The 25,146-nt window shown below is 68.8% G+C and carries 23 protein-coding genes; 9 read left to right on the top strand and 14 right to left on the bottom strand.

Annotated elements, in window-relative coordinates; translation table 11 throughout:
- Nucleotides 1-50: 50 nt before the first annotated feature.
- The 5 genes from tgt to AC1DNC_RS02915 all read right to left on the bottom strand — a co-directional run bounded on the left by tgt (nt 51) and on the right by AC1DNC_RS02915 (nt 4,795).
- Nucleotides 51-1,349, bottom strand: a complete 1,299-nt coding sequence (gene tgt / locus AC1DNC_RS02935; RefSeq protein ID WP_476861070.1) for a tRNA guanosine(34) transglycosylase Tgt — start codon at nt 1,347-1,349, stop codon at nt 51-53.
- A gap of 33 nt (nt 1,350-1,382) precedes the next feature.
- Nucleotides 1,383-2,108, bottom strand: coding sequence for an SRPBCC family protein (locus tag AC1DNC_RS02930; RefSeq protein WP_476861069.1), 726 nt, complete (start codon nt 2,106-2,108; stop codon nt 1,383-1,385).
- A gap of 78 nt (nt 2,109-2,186) precedes the next feature.
- Nucleotides 2,187-3,293: a DUF6707 family protein gene (locus AC1DNC_RS02925; RefSeq protein WP_476861068.1), complete on the bottom strand. Its 1,107-nt coding sequence runs from the start codon at nt 3,291-3,293 to the stop codon at nt 2,187-2,189.
- Between the two features lie 121 nt (nt 3,294-3,414).
- The gene (locus tag AC1DNC_RS02920) at nt 3,415-3,954 is read right to left on the bottom strand and encodes an NUDIX hydrolase family protein (protein ID WP_476861067.1); all 540 of its coding nucleotides are present in this window, start codon (nt 3,952-3,954) and stop codon (nt 3,415-3,417) included.
- A 46-nt stretch (nt 3,955-4,000) separates the two neighbouring features.
- The gene (locus tag AC1DNC_RS02915) at nt 4,001-4,795 is read right to left on the bottom strand and encodes a VOC family protein (RefSeq protein ID WP_476861066.1); all 795 of its coding nucleotides are present in this window, start codon (nt 4,793-4,795) and stop codon (nt 4,001-4,003) included.
- A 43-nt stretch (nt 4,796-4,838) separates the two neighbouring features.
- Here AC1DNC_RS02915 and AC1DNC_RS02910 point away from each other — a divergent pair, with 43 nt between their 5' ends.
- Both AC1DNC_RS02910 and AC1DNC_RS02905 read left to right on the top strand, forming a co-directional pair.
- Nucleotides 4,839-5,456 (top strand): YdeI/OmpD-associated family protein, encoded by a 618-nt coding sequence (locus AC1DNC_RS02910; protein WP_476861065.1) that lies wholly within the window; start codon nt 4,839-4,841, stop codon nt 5,454-5,456.
- A gap of 41 nt (nt 5,457-5,497) precedes the next feature.
- Entirely contained in the window at nt 5,498-6,310 is an 813-nt protein-coding gene (locus AC1DNC_RS02905) for a phosphatase PAP2 family protein (protein ID WP_476861064.1), read from the top strand.
- On the opposite strand, the gene AC1DNC_RS02900 is transcribed toward AC1DNC_RS02905, so the two are convergent.
- From AC1DNC_RS02900 to AC1DNC_RS02880, 5 genes are all read right to left on the bottom strand, one after another.
- Complete coding sequence (locus AC1DNC_RS02900) at nt 6,263-8,191, bottom strand: glycogen debranching N-terminal domain-containing protein (protein ID WP_476861063.1); 1,929 nt, start codon at nt 8,189-8,191, stop codon at nt 6,263-6,265. The genes AC1DNC_RS02905 and AC1DNC_RS02900 overlap by 48 nt on opposite strands.
- 106 nt (nt 8,192-8,297) lie before the next feature.
- Nucleotides 8,298-9,473, bottom strand: a complete 1,176-nt coding sequence (locus AC1DNC_RS02895; protein ID WP_476861062.1) for an ABC transporter ATP-binding protein — start codon at nt 9,471-9,473, stop codon at nt 8,298-8,300.
- Complete coding sequence (locus AC1DNC_RS02890) at nt 9,470-11,062, bottom strand: ABC transporter permease (protein ID WP_476861061.1); 1,593 nt, start codon at nt 11,060-11,062, stop codon at nt 9,470-9,472. Before AC1DNC_RS02890 ends, AC1DNC_RS02895 begins: the two co-directional genes overlap by 4 nt.
- Nucleotides 11,063-11,065: 3 nt before the next feature.
- Complete coding sequence (locus AC1DNC_RS02885) at nt 11,066-12,103, bottom strand: iron ABC transporter substrate-binding protein (RefSeq protein ID WP_476861060.1); 1,038 nt, start codon at nt 12,101-12,103, stop codon at nt 11,066-11,068.
- Between the two features lie 165 nt (nt 12,104-12,268).
- Nucleotides 12,269-13,621 carry a glycoside hydrolase family 76 protein gene (locus AC1DNC_RS02880; protein WP_476861059.1) on the bottom strand — a complete coding sequence of 451 codons (1,353 nt, stop codon included), beginning with the start codon at nt 13,619-13,621 and terminating at the stop codon, nt 12,269-12,271.
- 159 nt (nt 13,622-13,780) lie between these two features.
- Between AC1DNC_RS02880 and AC1DNC_RS02875 the strand changes: the two genes are divergently transcribed.
- Together AC1DNC_RS02875 and AC1DNC_RS02870 are read left to right on the top strand one after the other, a co-directional pair.
- Entirely contained in the window at nt 13,781-14,608 is an 828-nt protein-coding gene (locus AC1DNC_RS02875; protein WP_476861058.1) for an SDR family NAD(P)-dependent oxidoreductase, read from the top strand.
- Entirely contained in the window at nt 14,605-15,813 is a 1,209-nt protein-coding gene (locus tag AC1DNC_RS02870; RefSeq protein ID WP_476861057.1) for an acyl-CoA dehydrogenase family protein, read from the top strand. Before AC1DNC_RS02875 ends, AC1DNC_RS02870 begins: the two co-directional genes overlap by 4 nt.
- A 24-nt stretch (nt 15,814-15,837) precedes the next feature.
- On the opposite strand, the gene AC1DNC_RS02865 is transcribed toward AC1DNC_RS02870, so the two are convergent.
- Together AC1DNC_RS02865 and AC1DNC_RS02860 are read right to left on the bottom strand one after the other, a co-directional pair.
- Nucleotides 15,838-16,665: a DUF1684 domain-containing protein gene (locus AC1DNC_RS02865; protein WP_476861056.1), complete on the bottom strand. Its 828-nt coding sequence runs from the start codon at nt 16,663-16,665 to the stop codon at nt 15,838-15,840.
- A gap of 78 nt (nt 16,666-16,743) precedes the next feature.
- Nucleotides 16,744-17,391, bottom strand: coding sequence for a TetR/AcrR family transcriptional regulator (locus AC1DNC_RS02860; protein ID WP_476861055.1), 648 nt, complete (start codon nt 17,389-17,391; stop codon nt 16,744-16,746).
- 177 nt (nt 17,392-17,568) lie between these two features.
- On the opposite strand from AC1DNC_RS02860, the gene AC1DNC_RS02855 reads away from it, so the two are divergent.
- The 3 genes from AC1DNC_RS02855 (at nt 17,569) to AC1DNC_RS02845 (ending at nt 21,859) form a co-directional block, all read left to right on the top strand.
- Nucleotides 17,569-18,249 carry an NADPH-dependent F420 reductase gene (locus tag AC1DNC_RS02855; protein WP_476861054.1) on the top strand — a complete coding sequence of 227 codons (681 nt, stop codon included), beginning with the start codon at nt 17,569-17,571 and terminating at the stop codon, nt 18,247-18,249.
- A gap of 167 nt (nt 18,250-18,416) precedes the next feature.
- Nucleotides 18,417-21,236, top strand: coding sequence for a phosphoenolpyruvate carboxylase (gene ppc / locus AC1DNC_RS02850; protein ID WP_476861053.1), 2,820 nt, complete (start codon nt 18,417-18,419; stop codon nt 21,234-21,236).
- Nucleotides 21,237-21,553: 317 nt separating this feature from the next.
- Complete coding sequence (locus AC1DNC_RS02845) at nt 21,554-21,859, top strand: hypothetical protein (protein WP_476861052.1); 306 nt, start codon at nt 21,554-21,556, stop codon at nt 21,857-21,859.
- A 19-nt stretch (nt 21,860-21,878) separates the two neighbouring features.
- Here the strand turns inward: AC1DNC_RS02845 and AC1DNC_RS02840 are convergent, their stop codons facing one another.
- Entirely contained in the window at nt 21,879-22,523 is a 645-nt protein-coding gene (locus AC1DNC_RS02840; RefSeq protein WP_476861051.1) for a DedA family protein, read from the bottom strand.
- Nucleotides 22,524-22,565: 42 nt separating this feature from the next.
- Nucleotides 22,566-23,519 carry an RluA family pseudouridine synthase gene (locus AC1DNC_RS02835; protein WP_476861577.1) on the bottom strand — a complete coding sequence of 318 codons (954 nt, stop codon included), beginning with the start codon at nt 23,517-23,519 and terminating at the stop codon, nt 22,566-22,568.
- 158 nt (nt 23,520-23,677) lie between these two features.
- Here AC1DNC_RS02835 and AC1DNC_RS02830 point away from each other — a divergent pair, with 158 nt between their 5' ends.
- Nucleotides 23,678-24,349, top strand: a complete 672-nt coding sequence (locus AC1DNC_RS02830) for a helix-turn-helix domain-containing protein (RefSeq protein ID WP_476861050.1) — start codon at nt 23,678-23,680, stop codon at nt 24,347-24,349.
- Nucleotides 24,350-24,360: 11 nt separating this feature from the next.
- Nucleotides 24,361-25,053: an SRPBCC family protein gene (locus AC1DNC_RS02825; protein WP_476861049.1), complete on the top strand. Its 693-nt coding sequence runs from the start codon at nt 24,361-24,363 to the stop codon at nt 25,051-25,053.
- Nucleotides 25,054-25,146 lie beyond the last annotated feature (93 nt).

Raw genomic sequence — 25,146 nt, 5'->3', positions numbered from 1 at the left:
AAACGGCGGGAGGGAACGGGCGGGAGGGAACGGCAGAAGGAACCGCGATCCTAGGAGTAGTACCGCCCCAGGGTCTCGGCCTTGAACTCGAAGAAGGTGCCGTTCTCGATTGCGAGGCGGGCGTCGTCGACCATCTTCACCACGAAACGTTCGTTATGGATGGAGATCAGGGTGGCCGAGACCATTTCCTTGGCCTTGAACAAGTGGTGGATGTAGGCGCGGGAGTAGTTCAGGCAGGCGTAGCAATCGCAGCCTTCCTGCAGCGGACCGAAGTCGCGCTTGTACATGGCTCCGGAGAGGTTGAACCGGCCGTTGGGGTGGTAGAAGGCCGAGTTGCGGGCCACGCGGGTGGGCGAGACGCAGTCGAAGGTGTCCGCGCCGTTCTCGATCGCGGTGAAGATGTCGTCCGGCTCGGAGATGCCCAGCAAATGCCGCGGCTTGTTCTCCGGCAGTTCCTCGTTGCACCAGCGCACGATCGTGCCCAGGTTTTCCTTCTCCAGCGCCCCGCCGATGCCGAAGCCGTCGAAGTTCATCGCGCCGAGGTCCCGGCAGGCCTTGCGGCGCAGGTCTTCGTACTGGGCGCCCTGGATGACGCCGAAGAGCGCCTGATACGGCTTCCCGGCGCGCTCTTCCGTGAGCCGGAAGTGCTCGGTGATGCAGCGTTCGGCCCAGCGACGAGTGCGCTCCAGCGACTCCTCCTGGTAGCCGCGGGAGTTCTGCAGCGTGGTCAGCTCATCAAAGGCGAACATGATGTCCGCGCCGATTTGGTGCTGCACATTCATGGAGATTTCGGGGCTGAAGCGGTGCCGGTCGCCGTTGAGGTGGCTCTTGAACCAGACGCCCTCCTCGTCCACGTGGGCCAGGCGTTCCTTGCCGGGGGCGACGGCGTCGTCCGGGCCGGAGTGGTCGACGGATTTCATGTCGATGACCTTTTTGAACCCGGAACCGAGGCTCATCACCTGGAACCCGCCGGAGTCCGTGAACGTCGGCCCCCGCCAGTTCATAAACGCGCCCAGCCCGCCGGCCTCGTCCAGGATGTCCGCGCCCGGCTGCAGGTAGAGGTGGTAGGCGTTGGCCAGCACGGCCTGCGCGCCGAGCTCGGCGACGGACTCGGGCAACACGGATTTGACCGTGGCCTTGGTGCCGACGGCGATGAACGCCGGCGTCTGGATCTCACCGTGCGGGGTGGTGATGGTGCCGGTCCGGCCCAGGAATTCCCCGCCGTTCTCCGCGACCTGCGCGTCCGACGGCGCGCACGTTTCGCTCAGGCGCTTGCCCACCCGGAAGGAAAACTCGGATTGCCGGGCAGGCAGCAGGGATGAAGAGGTGGGTTCGGTGTTAGCTGGCACCGTTCAAGTGTGCCAGCTAACACCGCGGAAACCTTAGTGCAGCGGGTCCGATGTGGGGTAGTTCTCAGCCCGCCAGGTGTCCCAGTGGCTGCGGGTTGCTTCGAGCTGGTGCGCGCCGAGATCGTAAGTGGAGATGATCCCCAGCGAGCCGCCGTCGGGCCGGACCTCGGGGATGACGGGCTGGTCCGCCACAATCAGCAGCCCGTCCCCGTGCTCGGCGTAACCGTGGACCGTCAGGCCCACCTGGTGGTTGCTGCGGAACCAGACCTTCCCGGAGATCTCTTCGCCCGTCGCCAGGGTGAGCGAATACGGCTCCCCGGGGGCGGGCACGTCTGCCAGGCCGAGTTTTTCAATCGCGGAGCCCTCGGTCCCGGGCACGGAGAAGAAGAAGGTGCGCCGTTTGCCGTGCGGGTGCCGTTCCAGGGCGAATCGGAGCTGGTGCAGGAAGGTCAGCCAGCCTTGGGTGATGTCTTCGTCCCAGGCCGCCCACTCCGAGTTGTGGTCGATTGCAGCGCGCGTCACGCTGACTTCCGTGCCGTTGGGGACCGGTTTGAGGGTGAAGATGTCGCCGCCGTCGACGACGAGTGAAGTGTGGTCCGCGCTCTCTACCACGTTGGGACCGAAGTAGATCGCGTTGATCTCGGCGGCCTGGTCGTCGGCCTCCCAGCCGTGCCACTGGGCTACCTTCGCGGGTTCGCGCAGCATCGTCCAGACCTGCTGCGCGTCGGAGTTGATCACCACGCTGAGATTGTTCGTCATGGGGGTGAATCTACAACGCCGGGCCGCACCGGGGTAGGGCCAAACGGTGCCCGAAGCCGCCCGCGGCCAGCGCCGTGCTCAGGAGCGGACGGACTCGAGTTCGTTGCCGATGCGGCGCTCAATTTCGGGGCCGCCGATGGTCTGCGAGCCGCCGTGCGCACGCAGGAAGAGCAGGGCCTCGAGCCGCAGCAGCCGCCATTCGCGCTCCGCGTCCGGGTTGGAATTGTCGATGGCGCGGAAGATTTCCTTGTCGTACAGGTTCGGCTCGTTGAGGGAGCGCTGGCGAACCTTGGCGTTGATCCGGGCCTTGAACGGGTCCGTCTCCATCGCGTCCGGCGCCCGCAGGAACTTCTCGTACACAGCAGCGCGGTCATCTTCGCCGCGCTGGCGGCAAATGTAGCTGGAGAGCGCGAGCGAGGCCTCCACCGACGCCCAGCGGCCGGGGTTCCCGTCGAAAGGCAGCACGTTGAGCAGGTCCGCAACGGCAAGCGCGTTGTCGGCGTCCTTGAGCACGACAAACAGTTCATGGGCCAGATCGCTCAGGTCCTTGAGGCAGCTGCCGGACTTGGTGTTGATGCCTTTGGTAAGGCGGTCGCTGAGCAGAAGCACTCCCAGCGCCTCGGGGTGCGCCTCGGCCGCGGCCTCCACCACGGATTCCGGGGTGCCCGCCGCGATGGGGATCAGGGCCAGGTCGGCTTCGCTCGGCCCGCTGGCGACCGGCGGGGCCAACGGAGGGGGTGGAACGACGACGGCCGGCGTCGACGTCGGACGGCCGTCCTCCGCGCCCCGGAGCGGAACTGCCTGCAGTCCCGGAGCGGCGCCGTCGTCGTCGGAGGCCCCATCGGAGGCGCCGTCGGCGTCGGAAAGAATGGAGGCAGGGGAGGGCTCGACGGAACCGGGCAGCGGAGCATCGTCGTCCCGCCGGCCGGCGTCGTCCGGCGACAGCCCCGGCGCCTCAAGAACGGCGTCCTGGATCAGGACCGTGGTGCCGGCGGCGATCCGCAGCACGCCGCCCCCGGTGAGGGTTGCGCGCACGATGGCGGGGGAACCGAAATCGTCATTGTCGATGTCCACGCGCTGGATTTCGGCGGTGCGCGTGGCGTCGGGCAGGAGCAGCAGATCCCCGGTCTGCAGAGATCCCGCCTGCCGTTCGCTGTAGCTCAGTGAGGCTGTGGGGTGGGTCATCTGGAGTCCTTAACTTCTCTTCGGTCCGCTCAACAGTCTACAAAGACCGGCGCGCGAAGTCGGGGACGCGGGGGTGGGCCGGGCGTCCCCGGACGGTCCAGCGGCTCCCGGGCAGAGTCTCCTAGTGGCCGACGCCCGCGTACGCCAGCGCCTGGCGGATCAGGGCACCGCGGCCGCCGCTGAACTCCAGCTGCACGTCCGAGCTCATGACTTCCTCCGGGGTCATCCAGGTCAGTTCCAGGGCATCCTGCCGCGGTGAGCATTCGCCGGTGACGGGGATGATGTAGGCCAGCGCGACGGCGTGCTGCCGGTCGTCGGTGAAGCCGGTGTGCGACGGGGAGGGGAAGTATTCCGCCACCGTGAAAGGGACCGGGCTGATCGGCAGCTGCGGGAACGCGAGCGGGCCGAGGTCCTTTTCCATGTGGCGCAGCAGGGCGGCCCGGATGGTCTCGCGGTACAGCACCCGGCCGGACACGAGGGACCGGACCATGGTGCCGTCCTCGTCGGCCTGCAGCAGAGTGCCGACCTCGTTCACGAACCCGAGCGGGTCAAGCCGGACCGGCACGGCCTCGACGTAGACCATGGGCAGCCGGCCGCGGGCCTCGAAGAGATCGTCGTCGGAAAGCCAGCCGGGATTGGGGTCGGGAGTGCGAACGTTCATGGTTAAGTTCTACCCCATACCCGTTCCCCGGGCGTGGTTACCCTGCCTATGCGGGCTCCGGGGCCGCCGCGATCCACAGGGCATGCGGGTGGGCGGCGGTGCCGTCCGCATCGGGATTGAAGACGTGCAGGAGCGGTACGGCGGCTTCCTCGACGACGGCGACGTCGTGCCCGGCGTCCCCGAGCCGCTCCCGCAAGGCGTCAAGGTCACCGTCGTATTCGAAAGCCAGCCCTGCGGTCCCGGCGCCTGCCGCGGGACCGGCGGCGCCGACCATCAGGACGCCGCCGTTCTTCGCCGTGAACGCTTCCGTTTCGAAGGTGTCAGCACCTGAGACGCCGACGCCGGTGGCTCCCGGCACGGGGCGGGGCCGAGCGCCGATGTCGCGCAAGGTTTGGGCCGCGGCCCCCGGGTCGGACGCGAACCAGACGGCGACCACGGCCAGGTCCGGGTCCGCCTCGGCATCGGTGGACCAGCTTCCGTCGGCCGCGGGGGTGGCGGGGTCGGCCAGGAAGCTGAACCCGTCCGGCGACGAGACCCGGCAGGAGGAACCGTGGTCGGCATCGATCAGCTCCGCCGTGGGGCCACCTGTGCTGCCAGCCGAGGCGCCAGCTTCGTTGGTGCGCCGGGCAAACTCCGCCAGGTCCCCGACCTCGACGCCGAACGAGGTGGTGCCATCCGCCGCAGACCCTTCCTCGGCGAAGTGCAGCGCCAGCCGGCCGGCACCGGCGTCGAACTCCCGCCAGGTGGGCTCGTCGACGGTCTTAACCATGCCCAGGTCGGTCAGCAGTCGCTCCCACTGATCGAGGCGGGACGTGAAATGGATGGGACGGACACGCAGCATTGGTATCTCCCGGGTGGGTGGGGGCTGGGAGCACAATGGTGCCATGGCTGCTGAGCTAAGGGAACTGCTGGTGAACGACGCGGCCGAGTGGCGTGCCTGGCTGGAGCAGCACCACGCGGACAGCCCCGGCGTGTGGCTGGTGCTGCACAAGAAGGGCGGCTCGGTGACCGAACTCGACTATGAGGCCGCCGTGCAGGAGGCATTGTGCTTTGGCTGGATCGACGGCCAGGGCAGGCGGCGGGACGCCGAGACATCTTTCCAGCGGATGACCCGGCGCGGCCCGAAGAGTGTGTGGTCGGCGCGGAACGTGGAGCGCGTCGGGCGCCTCGAAGCGGCCGGCCGGATGACCGCGGCCGGGCGCGCCGCCGTCGAAAGCGCCAAGGCCGATGGCCGCTGGGAAGCGGCCTACTCAGGCCAGGCCTCGGCCGAAGTGCCGGAGGACCTTGCCGCGGCGATCGCGGCGGACCCGCGGGCGCAGGCCATGTTCGAGGTGTTAACGTCCGTGAACCGCTATGCGCTGATCTACCGGACCAACGCGGTCAAACAGGCCGCCACCCGGGAACGGAAGATCGCCGGCTTCGTGGAGATGCTCGCACGCTTCGAAACGCCGCACCCGCAAAGCCGGCGGCCGCACGCCGGGCCTTCAGCGACTTCCCGGTAACCGTCCGGGGTCCCGACAGCCTGGGCTGGCAAAATGGTCCAATGCTTAACACCGAACGCGGGTCCTCCCGCGGCGTCCTCCGCACCCCGCGTTCGCAGCGCACGCTGTTCTTTGCCGCCGCGGGCCTGCTGGTGGGCGGCGAGGCCGTGTTCTGGCTCATGCTGGCCGCAGTCCAAACCGACTCGGGGCTCGCGCTGCTCGACGGCGGCGTCCACGACGCCCTGGTGGAGGGCCGATCGCCCATCGCCACGGGGATCCTGGCGGCCGTCAGTACGGTCACCTCACCGGGCTGGATGACGGTCATCGGGGGCCTGCTCGCCCTTGGCTGGGCGGTGCGGAAGCGCGAAATCTGGCGTCCGGGACTGCTCCTCGGCGCGATGGTGGCGGCCTTCGCGGTGTCCACGGTGATCAAACACGAGGTGGCGCGCGGCAGGCCCTCGGCCGCCGGCTTCCTGATGGGACCCGACGACGCCCTGTCCTTCCCCTCCGGACACACCCTCGGTGCCGGCGTCTTCCTGCTGGTGCTGGTGTATCTCTTGCTGGGCAGCGCTGGCGCACGCACGGCACGGCGCTCGACGGCGGTGCTCGCCTATGCGGCGGCTGCCCTCGGCACGCTGCTTGTCGCCTTCAGCCGGCTCTACCTCGGCTACCACTGGCTGACCGACGTCGTGGCCTCGCTCGGCTTGGCCGTCGCCGTTACCGGCCTCGTGGTCCTGGTGGATGGCCTGCGGGGCGCCCGGTCTTCGGCCGCAGCCGAGGAAGCAGGCGAGGACACGAGCGAGGAGACACGCGAGGACGCAGCCGACCTAGAACGCCACGCCGAGGGTCTGGGCGAGCACCACCGCAGAGGCTGAGGACCACGCCTGCGGGTGGCAGGAGGCGGGATACGGTACCGCCCGCCTCGATTCCGCCGCGGTGACGCCCGCGAACAGCTCGGGGAGCCGGTGGCCGAATGACTCCGAGGCCGCCAGCAGGCCCTCTGCCAGTACCCGTGCCTCGTCAAGGAAGCCGTCGCTGAGCAGGCCCCGGATCGCGATGGCGGTGTCGTGGCTCCAGACCGAGCCGCAGTGGTAGCTGAAGGGCCAGAATCCCGCCGCGCGCCGGGAGAGGGTGTGCAGGCCGTAGCCGGAGAATAGGTCCGGGCTGAGCAGCCGGTCGGCCACCAGGCGCGACTCCGCGGCGTCGAGGATCCCGGTGCCCAGCAGGTGCCCCATATTGGAGCCGGGGATGTCCAGCGGTTCGCCGTGGCCATCGAGTGCCATGGCCGGGAAACGGCCCAGGTCATCCTCAACCCAAAAGCGCTCGCGGAAGTTCAGTTTCAGCGCCGCGGCGAAGTCGCGCAGCTCCTGGGCTCCGGGTTCGCCGTACGAGTCGAACAATTCCGCGGTCTCCACGGCTGCCTGGTAGGCGTAGGCCTGCACCTCGGAGAGCGCAATGGGGCCGTCCGCCTGCCGGCCGTCGCGGAACTGCATGGCGTCCCGGGAGTCCTTCCAACCCTGGTTGCTCAGGCCGTGGCCGGAGGTGTCCTGGTAGCTGAGGAAGCCGCCGTTGGCTGGATTCCCGGGGGCCGCGCCGACGCCGGCGGCACCGGCGGCCAGCAGCCACTGCGCGGCGCGGGCGGCATTGGGCAACAGCGACCGCACCGCGGCGTCATCGGTGCCGGCGCGTCCGAGTTCGCCCAGCAGGCACAGCCACAGCGGGGTGGAGTCGACGGCGCCAAAGTACACCGGGGGCAGCCGCAGGGCCTGGCTTTCCAGCACGAGTTCCTTGGCCCGCAGTTCGTGCAGGATCTTGCCCGGCTCTTCCGCCGCCGCTGGGTCTGTCTTGGTGCCCTGGTAAGCGGCCAGGGCGCGCAGGGTTCCGGCGGCAAGGGCGGCGTCCAGCGGCAGCATCAGCCGCGCCGCCCACAGCGAGTCCCGGCCGAACAGGGTGAAGTACCAGGGCGCGCCCGCTGCCAGGAACGGCGCATCGGGCGCCTTGCGGCCCGCCAGCCGGAGCCCGTCGAGTTCGTCGAGGGAGTTGTCGAGGAGCCGGCCCAGTGCCCCTTCCGGTTGGGCCCGGACGCGGCGCGAGGCCGACGGCGGCGCGGGCACCACGGCGTCCTCGGCGTCGGCCAGGACTGCCTGCCATTCCGCTTCCAGCGGTTTGCCGCGTCCGGCCGTCCCGCGCCAGACCAGCCGCTCGCCGGCGGCCACCCTGCCGGGCGCCGAGACGGCCAAGGTCTTGCCGTCCTCGCTCCAACGGACCGAGGAATCATCCGCGGAAGAGGGGTGCATCGGGTCGCGGTAGCGGCCGAGCCGGATGGCGGTCATGTCGGTGAAGTCCGCGGCCAGCTGCACCTGGATTTCGGCGTCCAGGGCCTCCAGCGAGGTGCTCAGCCGCAGCGAGACGCGCACGGCGCCGGGGGTGACGGTCCAGGTCTGCAGCAGTTCGACGGCGGGATCCTCGGTGGGCCCCTCGATGCCGCGCACGAGTCCGCGGACCTGGAGTATGCCGCCGGGGGACGCCTCCACCGTGGTGGGTTCCGGTGCGAACCCGTTGACGGTCACGTCGGCGCGGCACAACATCCGGGTGTCCCCGTGCAGCAGCCCGGTGAACCAGCCGCCCGTGCCGGTGCCGCCGTCGGTTGAGCCGGCGTCGGATGCGCCGGCGAGGCGGCCGTCGTCGTCGAGCCACAACTGGGTGGGGGCGGCCACGGAACAGTGCTGACGGTGAAGTGCTGGCTGAACAGTCATGCGCTCCAGCCTATGTTGCGGGTCCGGGCGGGGCCTAGGGCCGCCCGCGCGGCCGACCGCGTGCCAGGCCTGGGTCTGCCGCCCTGGAATGCCGCGCCGGCGGGGCTTAGCCCTCCGCGGTGTCTTCCATCGGGAAGGCTACGGCCTCACCCACCACCCGCAGGCACAGTTCGGTGCCGGGCCGGGCGATGGACGCGTTCCAGTGCCGGATGGTGATGATCTCGCCGCCACCGGGGTAGCGGTGGTCGGCAACGGCGCCTTCGGCAAGGACCGGGGGCACCGCCAGCTTCAGCCGAACCGTGGTCTCCGGGCCGAAGTAGTCCGTGTCCACCACGGTGCCGCGGATGGGGCCGTCCTCGGCGATCCGGATCTGCTCGGGCCGGAGCATGAGCTGGACCCGGCCCTGCGCCGGGGGCCGGCGCACCGGGATACCGCCCAGCGAGCAGGTGGCCAGGGAGCCCTCCATCCAGGCGTCGAGGATGACCGCGTCGCCCAGGAACTCTGCGGTGGCCCGGTCCGCGGGGCGGGTGTACACCACGAACGGGTTGCCGATCTGCGCCAGCTTGCCGCCGCGCATCACCGCCACCTGGTCCGCGAAGGAGAGTGCCTCGGCCTGGTCGTGGGTGACCAGGATGGTGGTCACGCCGGCGTCGTGGAGCACCTTGCCGACGGCGCGGCGGGTGGCGACGCGGAGTCCGGCGTCGAGCGCGGAGAACGGCTCGTCCAGCAGCATGAGCTCGGGCTCACGGGCCAGGGCGCGGGCGAGGGCGACGCGCTGCTGCTGGCCGCCGGAGAGCTGGTGCGGGCGCCGCTTTGCCATGGCCGGGTCCAGTGCCACCATTTCGAGCAGCTCCGCGACACGGGCCTTGACGCCGCGGTGTCCGCCGGGCAGCTTGCCGGCGTCCAGCCCGAAGGAAATGTTCTGGCCCACGGTCAGGTGCGGGAAGAGGGCGCCGTCCTGGGCCACGTAGCCGACGTGGCGCTTGTGCGCGGGCACCCAGACGCCGTCGCCGGCCACCTTGCGGCCATCAAGGGAGATGCTTCCGGTGTCCGGGTGCTCGAAACCGGCGATCAGCCGCAGCAGTGTGGTCTTGCCGGAGCCGGAGGGCCCCACGATCGCCGTCGTGCCGCCCTTCGCGACGGAAAGGTTGACGCCCTTGAGGACGGCCTGGGAACCGAAGTTCTTGGTGACGGCCTCGACTTCCAGGTGGCTGTTGGTGCTGGGCGCCACGGAGGGTGCGATCCGTGGTTCCGGAAGCCGGGAGGGGTTTTGTTCGGTCACTGTCCCGCTGCTTTCTTGGACTGCTGGAAGAGGAGGTAGGTCATCGGTGCCGAGATCAGGATCATCAGCAAGGCATACGGCGCGGCGCCGGCGTAGTCGATCTCGCTGCTCTTGCTCCAGAACTCGGTGGCCAGCGTGCGGGTTCCATTGGGCGAGAGCAGCAGCGTGGCCGTCAGTTCGTTCACGATCCCCAGGAACACCAGGGCTGCGCCGCCGGCCGCGGCCGGGGCGGTGAGCCGCAGGGTGACGCGGAGGAACGCCAGCAGCGGCGGCTTGCCGAGGGCCTGGGCTGCTTCGTCGAGCTCCTTCGGCGCCTGCGAGAGCCCGGAGCGGAGGTTCACCAGCGCCCGCGGCACGAACAGCAGCACATAGGCGGCGATCAGCAGTGCGGTGGTCTGGTACAGGTCCGGTGCCATCCGGATGCTGACCGTGACGAAGGCCAGGCCCACGACGATCCCGGGCATGGAGCTGGTGACGTAGTTGGAGAGCTCCAGGGCCTTGCTGAACCAGCCGGGACGCCGCACGGCGAGGTACGCCATCGGGAACGCGATGACGGTGGTGGCCAGGGCGCCGGCCAGGCCGTAACCGAGCGTCTGCAGCAGCGCCGGCAGGAACTCCTCGGCGGCCCAGATGTCCGGTCCGCCGGCGAAGATCCAGCGCAGCACGAAGGTCAGCGGAAGGCCGAAGGCCAGCGCGGTCAAAGCCAGCAGCGACAGCTGCGCCGGCAGCTGGTAACCGCGCAACGGCAGGCGCAGGGCGCGGGCCTGCGCGCCGGAGCCCACCCGGGCGTAGCGGGCGGTGCCGCGGCTGCGGACCTCCACCAGGAGCAGGATCAGGCAGAGGAAGACCAGCACGCTGGCCAGCATGTTCCCGGCTGTCCCGTTGAAAGTGGACTGGTACTGGACCATGATCGCGGTGGTGAAGGTGTCGAAGCGGATCATCGCGAAGGCGCCGTACTCGGCCAGCAGGTGCAGCGAGACCAGCAGCGCGCCGCCGGTCATCGCGATCCGCAGCTGCGGCAGCACCACGCGGAAGAAGGCGCGCCACGCGCCCAGGCCCAGAGAGGCGGCGGACTGCTCGATCGCCGGGTCCAGGCGGCTCAGGGTCGCGGCCGCCGGGATGTAAACCAGCGGGAAGTAGGACAGCGTCGCGATCAGCACACCGGACCAGAGTCCGCCCATCGAGGGCACGGCGGAGACCCAGGCGTAGCTGTTGACGAAGGCCGGCACCGCGAGCGGCGCGGCCAGCAGCACAGCCCACCACTTGTGGCCTTTGAGGCTGGTGCGTTCAACCAGCCACGCGCCGCCCACCCCGAGGACCAGGCAGAGCGGCACGGTGACCAGGGTGAGCAGCACGGTGTTGAGCAGCAGTTCGCCTACCCGGGCGCGGAAAATCAGGCCCACCGCGGTGTCCCAGCCGGTGGCGACCGTCATGTATGCCACGTAGCCGAGCGGAATCAGCGAAAAGAGGGCTATCAGGACGGCCAGGATCGCCACCACGGACACGCCGAAAGGCGGGCGGGGGCGCTTGCCCCTGCCCGCCGTCGTCGTGCTTCCGGTGGTTCCGGGAGCCGTTAGCGTTTTTGTCACTGCCTAGAGCAGTCCCGCCTTGGTCATCAGCTCGGTGACCTTGGCGGAGTTCAGCTTGGCCGGATCGACCTTGGGTGCCTGCAGTTCCTTGAGCGGAACCAGCTTGTCGTTGGACGGGACGTCCGAGCCGACCGCGTACTCGAAGGACGTGCCCTTCTGCAGCACCTCCTGGCCCTTCTTGCCGGTGATGAACTTCAGGAAGGCCTGGGCCGCGGCCGCGTTCTTCGAGGACTTGAGCACGCCGCCGCCGGAGACGGACACGAACGCGCCGGGATCCTGGTTCTTGAAGTAGTACGGCGTGACGTTCTTGGAGTTTTCGCCGGTCTTGGCCTGGTCGCCGTAGTAGTAGTAGTGGTAGATCAGGGCGGCATCCACCTCGCCGGCGTTGACCGCCTTCATGGCCGTGCTGTTGCCCTTGTACGCCTTGTAGTTCTCCTTCATGCCCTTGAGCCATTCCTCAGTGGCGGCCTCGCCCTTGAGTTCCAGCAGGGCGGAGACGATCGCCTGGAAGTCGGCGCCGGAGGGCGACGCCGCCCACTTGCCCTTCCACTCCGGCTTGGCCAGATCCAGCATGGACTTGGGCAGCTTGTCCTGGCTCAGCTTGGCCTTGTCGTAGACCAGCACGGTGGAGCGGGCGGCGATGCCGGTCCACTTGTTGGTGGAGGGGCGGAAGGCGGCGGGAACCTGGTCCACGGTGGCCTTGTCAACGTCCGCGAACAACCCGGCGTTTTCCACCTGGGCCATGGCGGGGGAGTTCTCGGTGAGGAACACGTCGGCGCGGGATGCCGCGCCTTCCTGGACGATCTGGTTGGACATCTCGGTGTCGTCGCCCTGGCGCAGGGTGACCTTGATACCGGTCTCCGCGGTGAAGGCGTCCACCCATTCCTTGGTGAGTGATTCGTGCTGGGCGTTGTAGACCGTGATCTCGCCGGCGGGCTTGCCGTCGGCTCCGGTAGTGCTGCCGGAGCCACAGGCTGCGAGGCTGAGTGCGGCGGTCGCGGCCAGGGCGATGCCCGCCAGCGCGTTGTTGCGGATCTTCATGAGGCTACTTTCTGCAAGGAAAAGGTCGTAGGTGCCTAACCTCCGTGAGCGGGGAAGTTAGGGCATGCTCACTACGAAAAACTGTAGGTTAGCCAAACCTAAGCAACCAAGCCGAAAGCGTCTTAAGTGAGTAGGATCACACGAATTACGAAACTATTGCGTGACCTAATTCCCCGTGGGATTGTTCGGGCCCGGTGCAGCAGCTTCCACGGCACCGCCCTCGCGGGTGGCTTCGGCGCCGGTCCCTGCCTCTTCAGTACCGGCCACGTCGGCCTCTTCGGCGCCGGCCGCGCCGTCGACTGCGCCATCGGCCGGCTTCCCGACGGCGGGCAGCTTGCCGGCGATGGATGCCGCCGCTTCGAGCACCATCCAAGCCTGCAGCTGCGTGGAAAGTTCGACGACGGACCCCGCCGGGTAGGTCCGTCGGGCCGGCAGTTCCGGACGGACCGAGAAGACGAGCCGGGCACCCTTGCGCGCCAACGGCTCCTGCGCGGCGACCAGCCGGCGGCCTTCCCAGAAGGCCTCCGCGGTGTCCGTCACCAGCAGGGCAGCTTCGGCGCGGGTCTCGGGGGAAAGCCGTTCGTCGACGGCGGCCAGGGCCAGGTAGCGGACGAGGACTCCGGTGAACAGTCCGCCGTCGCCGGTCCCCTCGGACCGGAGCACCGTGCCCTTGCGCCCCAGCAGCGGCGCCTGGACGGTGAGGTTGCGCCCGACGGCGGCCACCAGCGCGGCTGCCCGTTCCAGGTTCGCCTCGCCGCCGAGCTCCAGGAGTGCGCCCAGGACCGGGCCCTGGTTGTAGGTGTAGATGGCGCTTTCCAGCACGAGCTCGCCGCCCGGAGCGATCCGGAGACCGTCCCGGTACATGCCCTGTTCCGGGTCGTAGAGCTTGGCGTCCAGCCAGTCGAGCAGGGCCTGGGCCTTGGCCGCCTGCCCGGTCCGGGCGTAGTACAAGGCCACCGGGGCCGTCGCCGGAGTGTTCTTGAAATCGCGCTTCTTGCTCCAGAACGTGCCGCCGCCCAGGTCGTCGGTCGAGGCCGAGTCGAACTGGAGGGTGAGGCTCTTGAGGACCTTGGCATTGCGGCGCCGGCCGGAGGTCTTGCGGGAGTCCTCGGCGAGTGTTTCCAGCCGGAGGGTGGCGAGGGCCAGCCATGCCATGTCGTCGAAGTAGCTGTTCACCACGGTGAGGAAGTTGCGCAGCCGGATGCCGGTGACCAAGCGGGACGCCAGCCTGCCGGCGCTGGGCAGGTTGTCGCCGTCGAACTTGGCCGGAGTGTGGCCATCGGCGCCGAGTTCGCGGCGGCCGGTGTCCACCAGGCAGTCGACATAGTGGGCCTGCCACCAGTAGTGCCAGGGCCGGCCCAGATTCTTGATCCGGCCGGAGGGGCGGGTAATCGCGGCGATGTGGGTGCCGGGCAGGAAGAAGAGTCGCTGCCCGAACAGCCTGGTCACCGAACGGGCGGCCTCATCGGCACGGAAAGACCAGTTCGGGGCGGGGGAGTGGGCAGCTGCTGCGGTCATGGACCAAGCCTAGTGGCGGCGGCGGCCCCGGCGCGGAATCTCGGGTCCGAGGTGCGCAATGTTGGCATTCCAGTTAACGTGTACTAACTAATGTTCCCTGGTGCCGGTGGGCTGCGCGCAGTCCACGGCCGGGTTGCGGTTCCACATCAAGGAGGATGCATGGACGTCATGGGTACTGTCGCGCTGATTACGGGCGGCGCGTCCGGGCTGGGGGCCGCGACGGCCCGACGGCTGTTCGCTGAGGGAGCCTCCGTGGTGCTGGTGGATCTGCCCGCATCGGCGGGAGATGCCCTGGCAGCGGAGCTGAATGCGTCTGCCGGGGGCGGCGCATCATCCGGCGGCGGCGCCCCGGAACCGGCCAACCGCGCCGTCTTTGTCCCCGCGGACGTCACCAGCGAGGAGCAGGTGCAGGCCGCCGTTGACGCCGCCGTCGCCCTCGGGCCGCTGCGGATCGTGGTCAACTGCGCCGGCATCGCCACCCCGGGCAAGGTGCTGGGCCGTGACGGCGTGCTTCCGCTTGAGACCTTCAGCCGCGTAATCCAGATCAACCTCATCGGCACCTTCAACGTCATCCGGCTGGCCGCCGCGGCAATGGCCGCCACCGAGCCGGTCGCCACCGAACTGGGAGGACCGGAGCGCGGCGTCATCATCAACACCGCGTCCGTGGCCGCTTTCGACGGGCAGATCGGCCAGCCGGCCTACTCGGCTTCCAAGGGCGCCGTCGCCGCCATGACCCTGCCGATCGCCCGCGAACTGGCGCGCTCGCTGATCCGCGTCGTCACGATCGCGCCCGGCATCTTCGAGACCCCCATGATGGCGGGCCTGCCGCAGGAAGCGCAGGAGTCGCTGGGTGCGCAGGTGCCGCACCCGTCCCGGCTGGGCCGCCCCGCCGAATACGCGAACCTCGCCGCACACATCGTCGAAAACGCCATGCTCAACGGCGAGACCATCCGGCTCGACGGTGCCATCCGGATGGGACCGAAGTGACCCTCGCCCCGGAGGCCTCTGAGCCTTTGCTCGCCGGGCTGCCGTCCGGTGACTTCTTCGACTTTGAGTCGCTGCTTAACGCCGCCGAGCAGGCCAAGCTGGCCGAGCTCCGCGATTTCCTGGCCCGTGAGGTGGCGCCGTTCGCCACCCAGTGGTGGAACGACGCCGAGTTCCCGGCGCACATCCTGCCCAAGCTCGCGGCCCTGGAGCTCAGCGCCCCGGCCCAACGCGGTTACAGCAACCTGTTCGCCGGCCTGGTCATCGCCGAGATGACCCGGGTGGACACCTCTCTGGCTACGTTCTTCCTGGTCCACCACGACCTGTTCGTGGAATCGCTCTACGGTTTTGGCTCCGAGGAACAAAAGACCAGGCTGCTGGCGGATGCCGCGGCCCTGCGCACCACCGGCGCCTTCGCACTGACCGAGCCGGAGCACGGCTCGGACGTCGCCGGCGGGATGGAAACGACCGCGCGGCGCGTGTCCGGCGGGGATGCCGGCGACCACTGGGTGCTCAACGGCGCCAAGCGCTGGATCGGCAACGGCACGTTCTGCGACTACATGTTGGTCTGGGCCCGCGACGAGGCCGACGGCGGCATCCGCGGTTTCATCGTCGACGCCACTTTGCCGGGCGTGCGCCGCAGCAGGATCGAGAACAAGATCGCGCTGCGGACCGTGCAGAACGCCGACATCGTCTTCACCGACGTTCGGGTGGCCGAAGCGGACCGCTTCGCCGGGATCAACAGCTTCGAGGACACCAACGAACTGCTCCGCGGTTCGCGGATCATGGTCGCCTGGCAGGGCGTGGGGCAACAGCTGGCCGCGTTCGACGTCGCCCGGCAGTACGCCGTCGAACGCCGGCAGTTCGGGCGGCCGCTGGCGAAGTTCCAGCTGGTCCAGCAGCAGGTCGTGACGATGCTCGGGAACGCCGTGGCGAGCATGGGCATGATGGTCCGGATTGCCCAGCTGCAGGATGCGGACGCGGCGGACATGCCCCAAGTGGCCCTGGCGAAGTCCTACGTGAGCGCCAGGATGCGGGAAACCGTGGCGATGGGCCGGTCCCTGCTCGGCGGCAACGGGATCGTCACCGATTACCGGATGGCCAAGATTTTCGCCGACGCCGAGGCTATCTACACCTACGAGGGCTCGTACGAGATCAATACCCTGATCGCGGGCCGCGCCGTGACCGGGGTGTCCGCGATCGTGTAGCCTCACCCTTGCTCCCTTGCGGGGTCAGGCGAAGGGCTGCTTCTCGCCGGCTTCGATCCGGTAGTCCAGGCTGTTGTTCTTCACCGGCATGGGGCAGGTGCCGTACGGGGTGAACGCGCTGGGGTAGTTGATCGCCCGGTTGAAGTCCAGGACCACCGTGCCGTCCGGCCTGGGCCGGGCCGTGGAGACCTTGCGCCACTCGTCGGTCGTTTCTCCGTTGGTCTCGTCGTGGAACGTCACCGTCAAGGCCCCGAGCTTTTCCTCCTCGGCTTGCAGGCGGCACTCATGCGCCTGGCCGGGAAGCCGGAACACGAGCTCGCCGACGGAGCGGTGCACACCATCCACCAGCGGGTTGGCGGTGCCGATGGGTACGTCCACGGGCTCGGGGTACGGCATGAACCGGGCCTCGATCACAAGGTCGGGCCGGTAATCAAAGGTGGGTACGCCGTCGAATCCGGTGAACACCGGCGACTTTGAGTCCCGGGTGCGCAGCGCGTACTTGTTGGCCCGCATGGCGAGCTCCACCCTGACCTGCCGGCCGTCGTCCCCGCCGAACTGGGCCCACAGCAGCGACTCCTCATTGGTCAGCGCCGCGCTGATGGTCCCGTCGACGGGCTCGCCGGTCTCCACCAGCGTCAGCCCGTCCGCCGCGGCGGCGGTGAGGAACGCCGTCGTGCCGTCCGTGGACCACAGGCCCGGCACGAGGTCCACGGCAGCCGGGCTGTCCGGGAGCCACTGGAACGACGTCAGGGTGAGCCAGCCGTACTCGCTGGCCAGGGCCGTGTTGCGGCTGTTCCGGAAGCGCTGCCAGCGGGCGAGCTGCGGATCGGCGGCGGAAATGTTGGTGGTCAAGGCAACCTCCGGGAGTGTCAGCCCAACTAGCTCGCAGTTGTTGTCGTTCTGAGCGCTCAAAACGACAACAACTGTCTGTCAGTTGGGGGTTGGCGGGTTTGTCAGGGCGGCCGCCACCAGCTGGGCCGCCGTGCTGCGGGCGGCGGCGGCAGCGGCGGGGTCGGCGTCGAGCACTCCGCTGGCCAGTCCGCCGTCGAGGACCAGGGTCAGGCTTCGGGCCAGGCCGTCCGGGTCCGGTGCGCCGGCCTTGTCCGCCAGCTCGCGGATCCAGGCAAGGATGTGCTGCTTGTGGGCGACCGTCCGCTCATGGACCCGAGTGCCGGAGGCCGACTCGGCCGCGGCGTTGATGAAGGCGCAGCCGCGGTAGCCGTCGCGGCGGCAGGCTGTGGAAAGCGCGTCGAAGAGGCCCACCAACTGTTCGGCGGGATCGGTTCCGGCCGCTTCGGCAGCGGCGTGAAGTTGCCCGGTCCAGACCCCGTCGACCTGCTCCAGGTAGGCCAGGATCAGGTCGTCCTTGGCCGGGAAGTACTTGTAGAAAGTGGCCTTCGCGACGCCGGATTCGGCGATGATCGTATCGATGCCGGCCGCCCTGAGGCCCTGAGCGTAGAAGAGCCGGAAGGCCGTGGCCAGGATCTTGTCCTTGGCCTGCCCTGCCGGTGTCCGGACAGTCCGCGTCCCGGCGGCGGCGGGTGCGGGGGCTGGTGCGGTGGCTGCTTGCGGCGTCATAGCTTCATGGTACACAGACCAGTCTGTCCGGTTCCTGCCCCTTTGTGTGGGGGAGCGTCATTCCCGGCGAGCGAGTGCTTGCCGTAGACAGTTCTGTCTGGTAGCGTCTCGCCCAGCGGTAGACGAACTTGTCTACCCCCCAACATCCGACGAAACTCTTTCCCGAATGAGGTCCCCATGAAAATTGCAGTGTTTGGTACAGGCACGGTCGGCCCCGCCGTCGCGGGCGCCCTGGCAAAGCTCGGCCATGACGTCGTCATCGGCACCCGCGACCCGCAGGCCACGCTGGCCCGGACCGAGGCGGGACCGATGGGCGACGTCCCGTTCTCCCAGTGGCACGCGGAGCACGGCGACGTTACGCTGACCACCTTCGCCGAGGCCGCGGCCGGCAGCGAGATCGTTGTCAACGCCACCAGCGGCACCGGATCCCTGGATGCGCTGAACGCCGCCGGCGCCGACAACCTGGCCGGCAAAGTCATCGTTGACATCGCCAACCCGCTCGACTTCTCCCAGGGCTTCCCGCCGTCGTTAAACCCGGTGAACACGGACAGCCTCGGCGAGCAGATCCAGCGCGCCTTCCCGGCCGCGCGGGTGGTCAAGACGCTCAACACGATGAACGCCGGCGTCATGGTTGACCCGGCCAGCGTGGCTGGCGGCGACCACTCGGTGTTCGTCTCCGGTAACGACGCCGACGCCAAGACGGTGGTGGCAGGGCTGCTGGCTGACCTCGGCCACCGCGACATCATCGACCTCGGCGACATCACCACGGCCCGCGGCACCGAGATGCTCCTGCCCATCTGGCTGCGGCTCTGGGGCGCCTTCGGCAACGCGGACTTCAATTTCAAGATCGCCCGTTAACTGCGCCGCGGCGCCCCCGGCCCCTTGGCCACCAAGGGGCCGGACACTATCTGAGACGAATTCCCCGCGCGGGCGTGAGCCGGGTAACATCCCATGGGTACAAGTAACCCGGCTCACAGTATCCAGCGCAGTGTACGAGCCAAGTCGAACCCTCGAAAGATGTTTCCATGGCTGACACTGCACTGACCTCCGGCACGGACCTCGCCGCCGAACTGCGCGCCGACGTCCGCCGGGTTTCCACCCTCCTCGGCGAATCCCTCGTCCGCCAGCACGGCCCCGAACTCCTCGACCTCGTGGAGCAGGTGCGGCTGCTGACCAAGGAATCGAAGGAGGCGGCCCGCGGCGGCGCCGACGCCACCGGGCCGTGGAGCTCGTACGACGTCGTCGCCCAAGTCCGCGAACTGCTCGGCTCGCTGCCGCTTGAGCAGGCGACCGACCTGGTCCGCGCCTTCGCCTTCTACTTCCACCTGGCCAATGCCGCCGAGCAGGTCCACCGGGTGCGCGGGCTGCGCAACCGGCAGGAAAAGGACGGCTGGCTGGCCAAGGCCGTCGAGGAGATCGCGGAACAAGCCGGATCCGGCGTGCTGCAGGACGTCGTGGATGAACTCGACGTCCGTCCCATCTTCACCGCGCACCCCACCGAGGCCTCCCGCCGCTCGGTCCTGGACAAAATCCGCCGGCTCTCCGACGTGCTGGCCGAATCCACCCGGGAAGGCACCACGGCCCGGCGGCGCCAGGACCGGCAGCTGGCCGAGGTGATCGACCAGATGTGGCAGACGGACGAGCTCCGCCAGGTCCGGCCCACCCCGGTGGACGAGGCCCGGAACGCGATCTACTACCTCACCGGGATCCTCACCGACGCCATGCCGGAGATGCTCTCGGACCTTTCCGACCTCCTCGGCGAGCACGGCGTCGCGCTCCCGGTCACGAAGGCGCCGATCCGGTTCGGCTCCTGGATCGGCGGGGACCGGGACGGAAACCCCAACGTCACCGCCGGGGTCACGCGCGAAATCCTCCAGATCCAGAACCAGCACGCCGTCCGGATCAGCATCGGCCTGATCGACGGGCTAATTTCCATCCTGTCCAACTCGACGGCGCTGGCGGGGGCCGACCAGCCGCTGCTGGACTCGATCGACGTCGACCTTGCCAACCTCCCGGGCCTGGACCGCCGCGTCCTGGAGCTCAATGCCCAGGAGCCCTACCGGCTCAAGCTCACCTGCATCAAGGCCAAGCTGCTCAACACCGGCCGCCGGGTCGCCGCCGGTTCGGCCCACGAACCGGGCCGCGATTACGCCGCCACCGCGGAGCTGCTGGCCGAACTTGGCCTGCTCGAGGCATCGCTGCGCAACCACCACGCCGGCCTCGCCGCCGACGGCGCACTCGCCCGGGTCCGGCGCGCCATCGCCTCCTTCGGGCTGCACCTCGCCACCTTGGACATCCGCGAACACGCCGACTACCACCACGACGCCGTCGGGCAGCTGATGGACCGCCTTGGCGGGCCGGGTGTGCGGTACGCCGAACTGAGCCGCGCCGAGCGGCTTGAGGTGCTGGGCTCCGAGCTCGCATCCCGCCGACCGCTCTCCGGCCACCCGATCAAGCTCGACGGCGCTGCCGACGGCACGTACGACGTGTTCCGCGAGATCCGGCGCGCCTTGCGCACCTACGGCCCGGACGTGATCGAGACGTACATCATTTCGATGACGCGCGGCGCGGACGACGTCCTTGCCGCGGCCGTGCTGGCCCGCGAGGCCGGCCTGGTGAACCTGTTCGGCGAGGCGCCCTACGCCAAAATCGGCTTCGCGCCGCTGCTGGAAACCGTGGAGGAGCTGCGGGCCTCGGCCGAGATCGTGGACGCGTTGCTCTCGGATGCGTCCTACCGCGAGCTGGTCCGGCTGCGGGGGGACGTGCAGGAAATCATGCTCGGCTACTCGGACTCCAACAAGGAATCCGGCGTGATGACCAGCCAGTGGGAGATCCACAAGACACAGCGCAAACTGCGCGACGTCGCGGCCAAGCACGGTGTCCGGGTGCGGCTCTTCCACGGCCGCGGCGGGTCCGTGGGCCGCGGCGGCGGGCCCACCTACGACGCGATCATGGCCCAGCCCAACGGCGTGCTCGAGGGTGAAATTAAGTTCACCGAACAGGGCGAAGTCATCTCGGACAAGTACTCGCTGCCCGAGCTCGCCCGCGAGAACCTGGAACTCTCCCTTGCCGCGGTGCTTCAGGGATCGGCCCTGCACCGCACCCCCCGCACCTCCGAGGACCAGCGCGAGCGCTACGGCCACGTCATGGAGACCATCTCCGACGCCGCGTTCGCCCGCTACCGGACCCTCATCGACGATCCGGACCTGCCGGCGTACTTCATGGCGTCCACCCCGGTGGAGCAGCTGGGCTCGTTGAACATCGGCTCCCGGCCGTCCAAGCGCCCCGATTCCGGCGCGGGGCTTGAGGGCCTGCGGGCGATTCCGTGGGTGTTCGGCTGGACCCAGTCGCGGCAGATCGTGCCGGGCTGGTTCGGCGTCGGCTCCGGTCTCAAGGCCGCGCGCGAGGCAGGCAACTCGGCCCAGCTCGTGGAGATGATGGACGGCTGGCACTTCTTCCGCTCGGTGCTCTCCAACGTTGAAATGACGCTCGCGAAGACGGACATGGACATTGCCGGGTACTACGTCTCGACCCTGGTTCCGGCCGAGCTGCACCACCTGTTCCACGCCATCCGCGCCGAGTATGAGCTGACCGTGGCCGAGATCCAGAACCTGACCGGCGAGGACCTGCTGCTCGACGCCCAGCCCACACTCAAACGCTCGCTCGAGATCCGCGACCAGTACCTCGACCCGATCAGCTACCTGCAGGTGGAGCTGCTGCGCCGGGTCCGGGCCGAGGCCGCCGCCGGGGAGGGCATGCCCAACGCCGAGATCGACGAACGCCTCCAACGCGCCATGCTCATCACCGTCAACGGCGTCGCGGCAGGCCTGCGCAACACCGGGTAGCCCATTCCGATCCTCCCTCAGCTGTGGCGTGTTTTTTCGGGGACGATCCCTCAGATGTGGCGGGTTTTTCGGGGACGCTCCCTCAGGTGTGGTGGGTTTTTGCGGGACGCTCCCTCAGATGTGGCGGGTTTTTCCGGAACGCTCCCTCAGGTGTGGCGGAAAGTTCTCCTGCGTACAACCGGATCTGAGGGAGCGTCGGTGCTGGAGCGGCCGGATCTGAGGGAGCGTCGGCGTGAGGGCGGCCGGATCTGAGGAAGCATCGGTGTGAGGGCCGCCGGATCTGAGGGAGCGTCATTAGGGGCGGATAGGGTTGTTGCATGCCGTCGTTCCAGACCAGACTCAAGATCACCGGGCTCAAGCCGGGCAACCCGCCGGAGGCCGTGATGGAGGCGGCCGTGGAGGCGCTCGGGACGCGGCACCATGTGGAGTCCAATCAGCTGGAGCTCGCTGGCGGCGTCCCGCAGTTGAACCTGCGCTTCCTGGTGGACGCCACGGCCTATGCCGCGGAAAACAGCCAGGCGCTGGAGTCGGCCGCCATGATGCGCGACGCCGTCGAACGCGTCGCGGTGACCGGGACGCTGACCGTGCTGCGGCGGAACCGGGGCCGCTGGGCGCCGGTCTAGCCGTAACGGCGGGCCCGGCTTAGAAGTCCAGCTCCGTGCCCGGGTCAGCCGCGGCAGACCCGGGTTCCACCACGGGGGAGCGGTTTCCCCGCCGTCGGGTGACGACTACGCCGACGACGGCGCCGATCACCAGACCCAAGCCCACCCCGATCAGCGAGCTCGCCCAGAACGGCAGTCTCGTGGCCGATCCCGTGACGTATCCCAGCCCTACGGACCAGGCGGCCCACAGCGTGCCGCCCAATGCGGCGCAGAAACTGAAGCCGCGGGTGGACACGTTGGCGATACCGGCCGCCGCGGTGGTGGCAAGCCGGCCGCCGGGGATGAAGCGGATTCCGATGATGCCGCCGTACGTCGAGGAGCGGCCCGCCCGGGCGATGGCCACATGAACCCCGCTGTGGAACCGTCGTCCCCAGCTCCAACGGTCAAGCACGTGGCTGAGCCGGCGTTTAAACAGCTGGAAAACCACAAGGTCGCCCACCCAGGAGGCCAGCGCGGCGATGGCAGCGACGAGGAAGACGTTGGCGCGGCCGTCGGCTGAGAGGGCTCCGCCGGTGATGACCAGCATCTCGGAGGGAACCGGCGGGAAGATGGCGTCGCCGAGGACCACGGGGACGATCCAGAAATAGATCGCGGCTCCCCAGGTGTCCGCATTGGCCAAGTCCATGGGCACAAGGTACCGCATATCCGGCCGGGAAAAGGGGCTGGGCTAGCGGGCCTCGGAAAGTTCGAGCCGGCTGCGGTATTCCACCGGGCTGCCCGAGATAGGATCCACGAAGCGGATGCCGCGGGCCAGGAGCTGGAGTGGTTTGGCGTAGTTGTCCGGCGCCTTGTCCAGCAGTTCGGGATAAAACGCGTCGTTGACGATCCCGAGCCCCAGCGAGGCCATGTGCACGCGGAGCTGGTGGGTCTTACCGGAGTGCGGCTCGAGCCGGTAGAGCGCCCGGCGCGGTGTTTCGGCGTCGTCCGGGCTGAGGCGGGCAGGGCCGTCAAAGGTGCGCAACCGCTCGATCCGGGTCTCGGCGTTGGGCTCCCCGTCGATGACCTCGGCGAGCAGATAGCTGCGGGACTTGGTCATCCGGTTCCGCACCACCACAGGGAAGTCGACGGCGGGGTGCCCCGGGGCGGGCTCCGCGGCGGAAACGCACTCGTATTCCTTTTGGATCTGGCGCTTCTCGAACAGCACCTGGTACTTCCCGCGGGTCTCGGGGTTGGTGGAGAGCAGCAGGATGCCGGCCGTCATGCGGTCCAGCCGGTGCATCGGGATTAGGTCCGGCAACTGCAGTTGGTTCCGCAGGCGCACCAGGGCCGATTCCTGGATGTAGGTGCCGCCCGGTGTGGTGGGCAGGAAGTGCGGCTTGTCCACGACCAAGAGGTGCTCGTCCTGGTGGAGGATGTTCAGTTCCACCGGGATACGGGTCTCCGGCGGCAGGGAGCGGTAGTACCAGATGAAGGTGTGGCGCTGCAGCGGGGTGGTTCGATCCAGCGGGACGCCGGCCTCGCCCACGATTTCGCCGGCGTCGAAGCGGGCCTCGATGCCCTGCGGATCGATGTGCCCCCAGCGGTGCATCATGTAGTCCATGGCGGTGTCCCACGGCCCCTCGTCCGGCAGGCGCAGGCGGGTGGCATTCACGCCGTCGCGCACGGGAAGGGGGGATTGCATCACCGGTCCATTCTACTTTGCCCGCCCCTGCCCGCCGTTTCGACGGTTCCCTGCGCACTCGACGCTTCCAAGCATCGTGTCGGCAGGGAACCGTCGAAGCGGCGCCGACGAGAAAAAAGTTCTTGACAAATAAAATTGTCGGAGCCAAGAATCGAAGCATGTTGGACATCGAGGTGATCGAAGACCCGGCCGCGGCGGAGGCGTCACTGGACCCGATCCGAACCCGGATCCTGCGTGAGCTGGCCGAGCCCGGATCTGCAACGCAGCTTGCCGCGAAGGTTGGCCTGCCGAGGCAGAAGGTGAACTACCACCTGAAGGCCCTCGAACGGCACGGCCTGGTGGAGCTCGTCGAGGAGCGCAAGCGCGGCAACGTCACCGAACGCATCCTGCAGGCGACGGCGGCCTCGTACCTGATTTCCCCGACGGCACTGGCCTCCGTGGCCCCAGATCCGCACCGCTTCTCCGACCGCTTCTCCGCGTTCTGGCTGCTGGCGCTCGCGGCCCGAATGGTCCAGGAAATGGGCCAGTTGATCGCCGGCGCCGCCGCGGCCAGGCAGAAGCTCGCCACCTTCGCGATCGACGGCGAGGTCACTTTCCGGTCTGCCGCCGACCGGGCGGCGTTCGCTGAGGAGCTCGGCGTCGCGGTGACCAGACTCGTGGACAAGTACCACGACGGCGGAAGCGAGATCCCGGCGGCCGGCACGCCCGGGGCCCCGACAAACCGGACTGCCGGACGCAGGCACCGACTCGTCGTCGGACTCCACCCAGCGTTGAAGACGCCGGCCCGCGCAGCAACCCGCACAATTCCGCAAGACCCAACCCCTAGCTAAGGAGCAGGATCGTGACTGACAAGCGCGAATTCGAGATTGTCTACGACACCGAGCTGCCAGGCACACCCGAACAGGTGTGGGAGGCCGTCACCAAGGACACCCCGGCCTGGATGTTTCCCACGGACCAGTGGCCCGCGGTGCGGACCGTGGACGAGTACCCCTCGCACCTGGTGTCCAGGATGGACGGCCCTGACGGCTGGTTCAACCAGCTGGAGCACGTCCTGGAACCGCTCGACGGCGGCCGGGCGCGGCTGCACTACGTTCACAGCGGAATCTTCGCCGAAAACTGGGACGAGCAGTACGACGGCGCCAGCAAGCACACCGCCTTCTACCTCCACACCCTGGGCCAGTACCTGAAGCACTTCAACGGCCGCCCCGTCGTCTTCACGGACATCCAGGCGCCGGCCGCGTCCCAGACCCCGGATGGCTTCGACCGGCTCAAGGCGGCCCTCGGAGTGGCCGGTTCGGCCCCTGGCGACACGGTCGAGTTGGACGTCGACGGCGTCGGGCACCTGTCCGGGGAAGTGGACTTTTCCAACGAGAACTTCCTTGGCCTACGGACCGCCGACACGATGTACAGGTTCTTCGGGCGCAACAACTTCGGGGCGTCGGTGGGCATGACCGTGCACGACTTCAGCGGCGGCGGGGACACCGGAGCGACGGCGGACGCCTGGTCCGGTTTCCTGGCGAAGGTTTACGCCTAGGCCCACTCCGCGCCCGCCCGCCCGCCCCGCCCGCACCCCGCCCCAGCCCCGCCATTTCGACGGTTCCGTGCACACTCGACGCCTCTAAGCATC

The organism is Arthrobacter sp. 01N442 (assembly GCF_056399345.1).
Note: the sequence above shows the minus strand (reverse complement) of the source record. Positions and strands in the feature narration are given on the sequence as shown.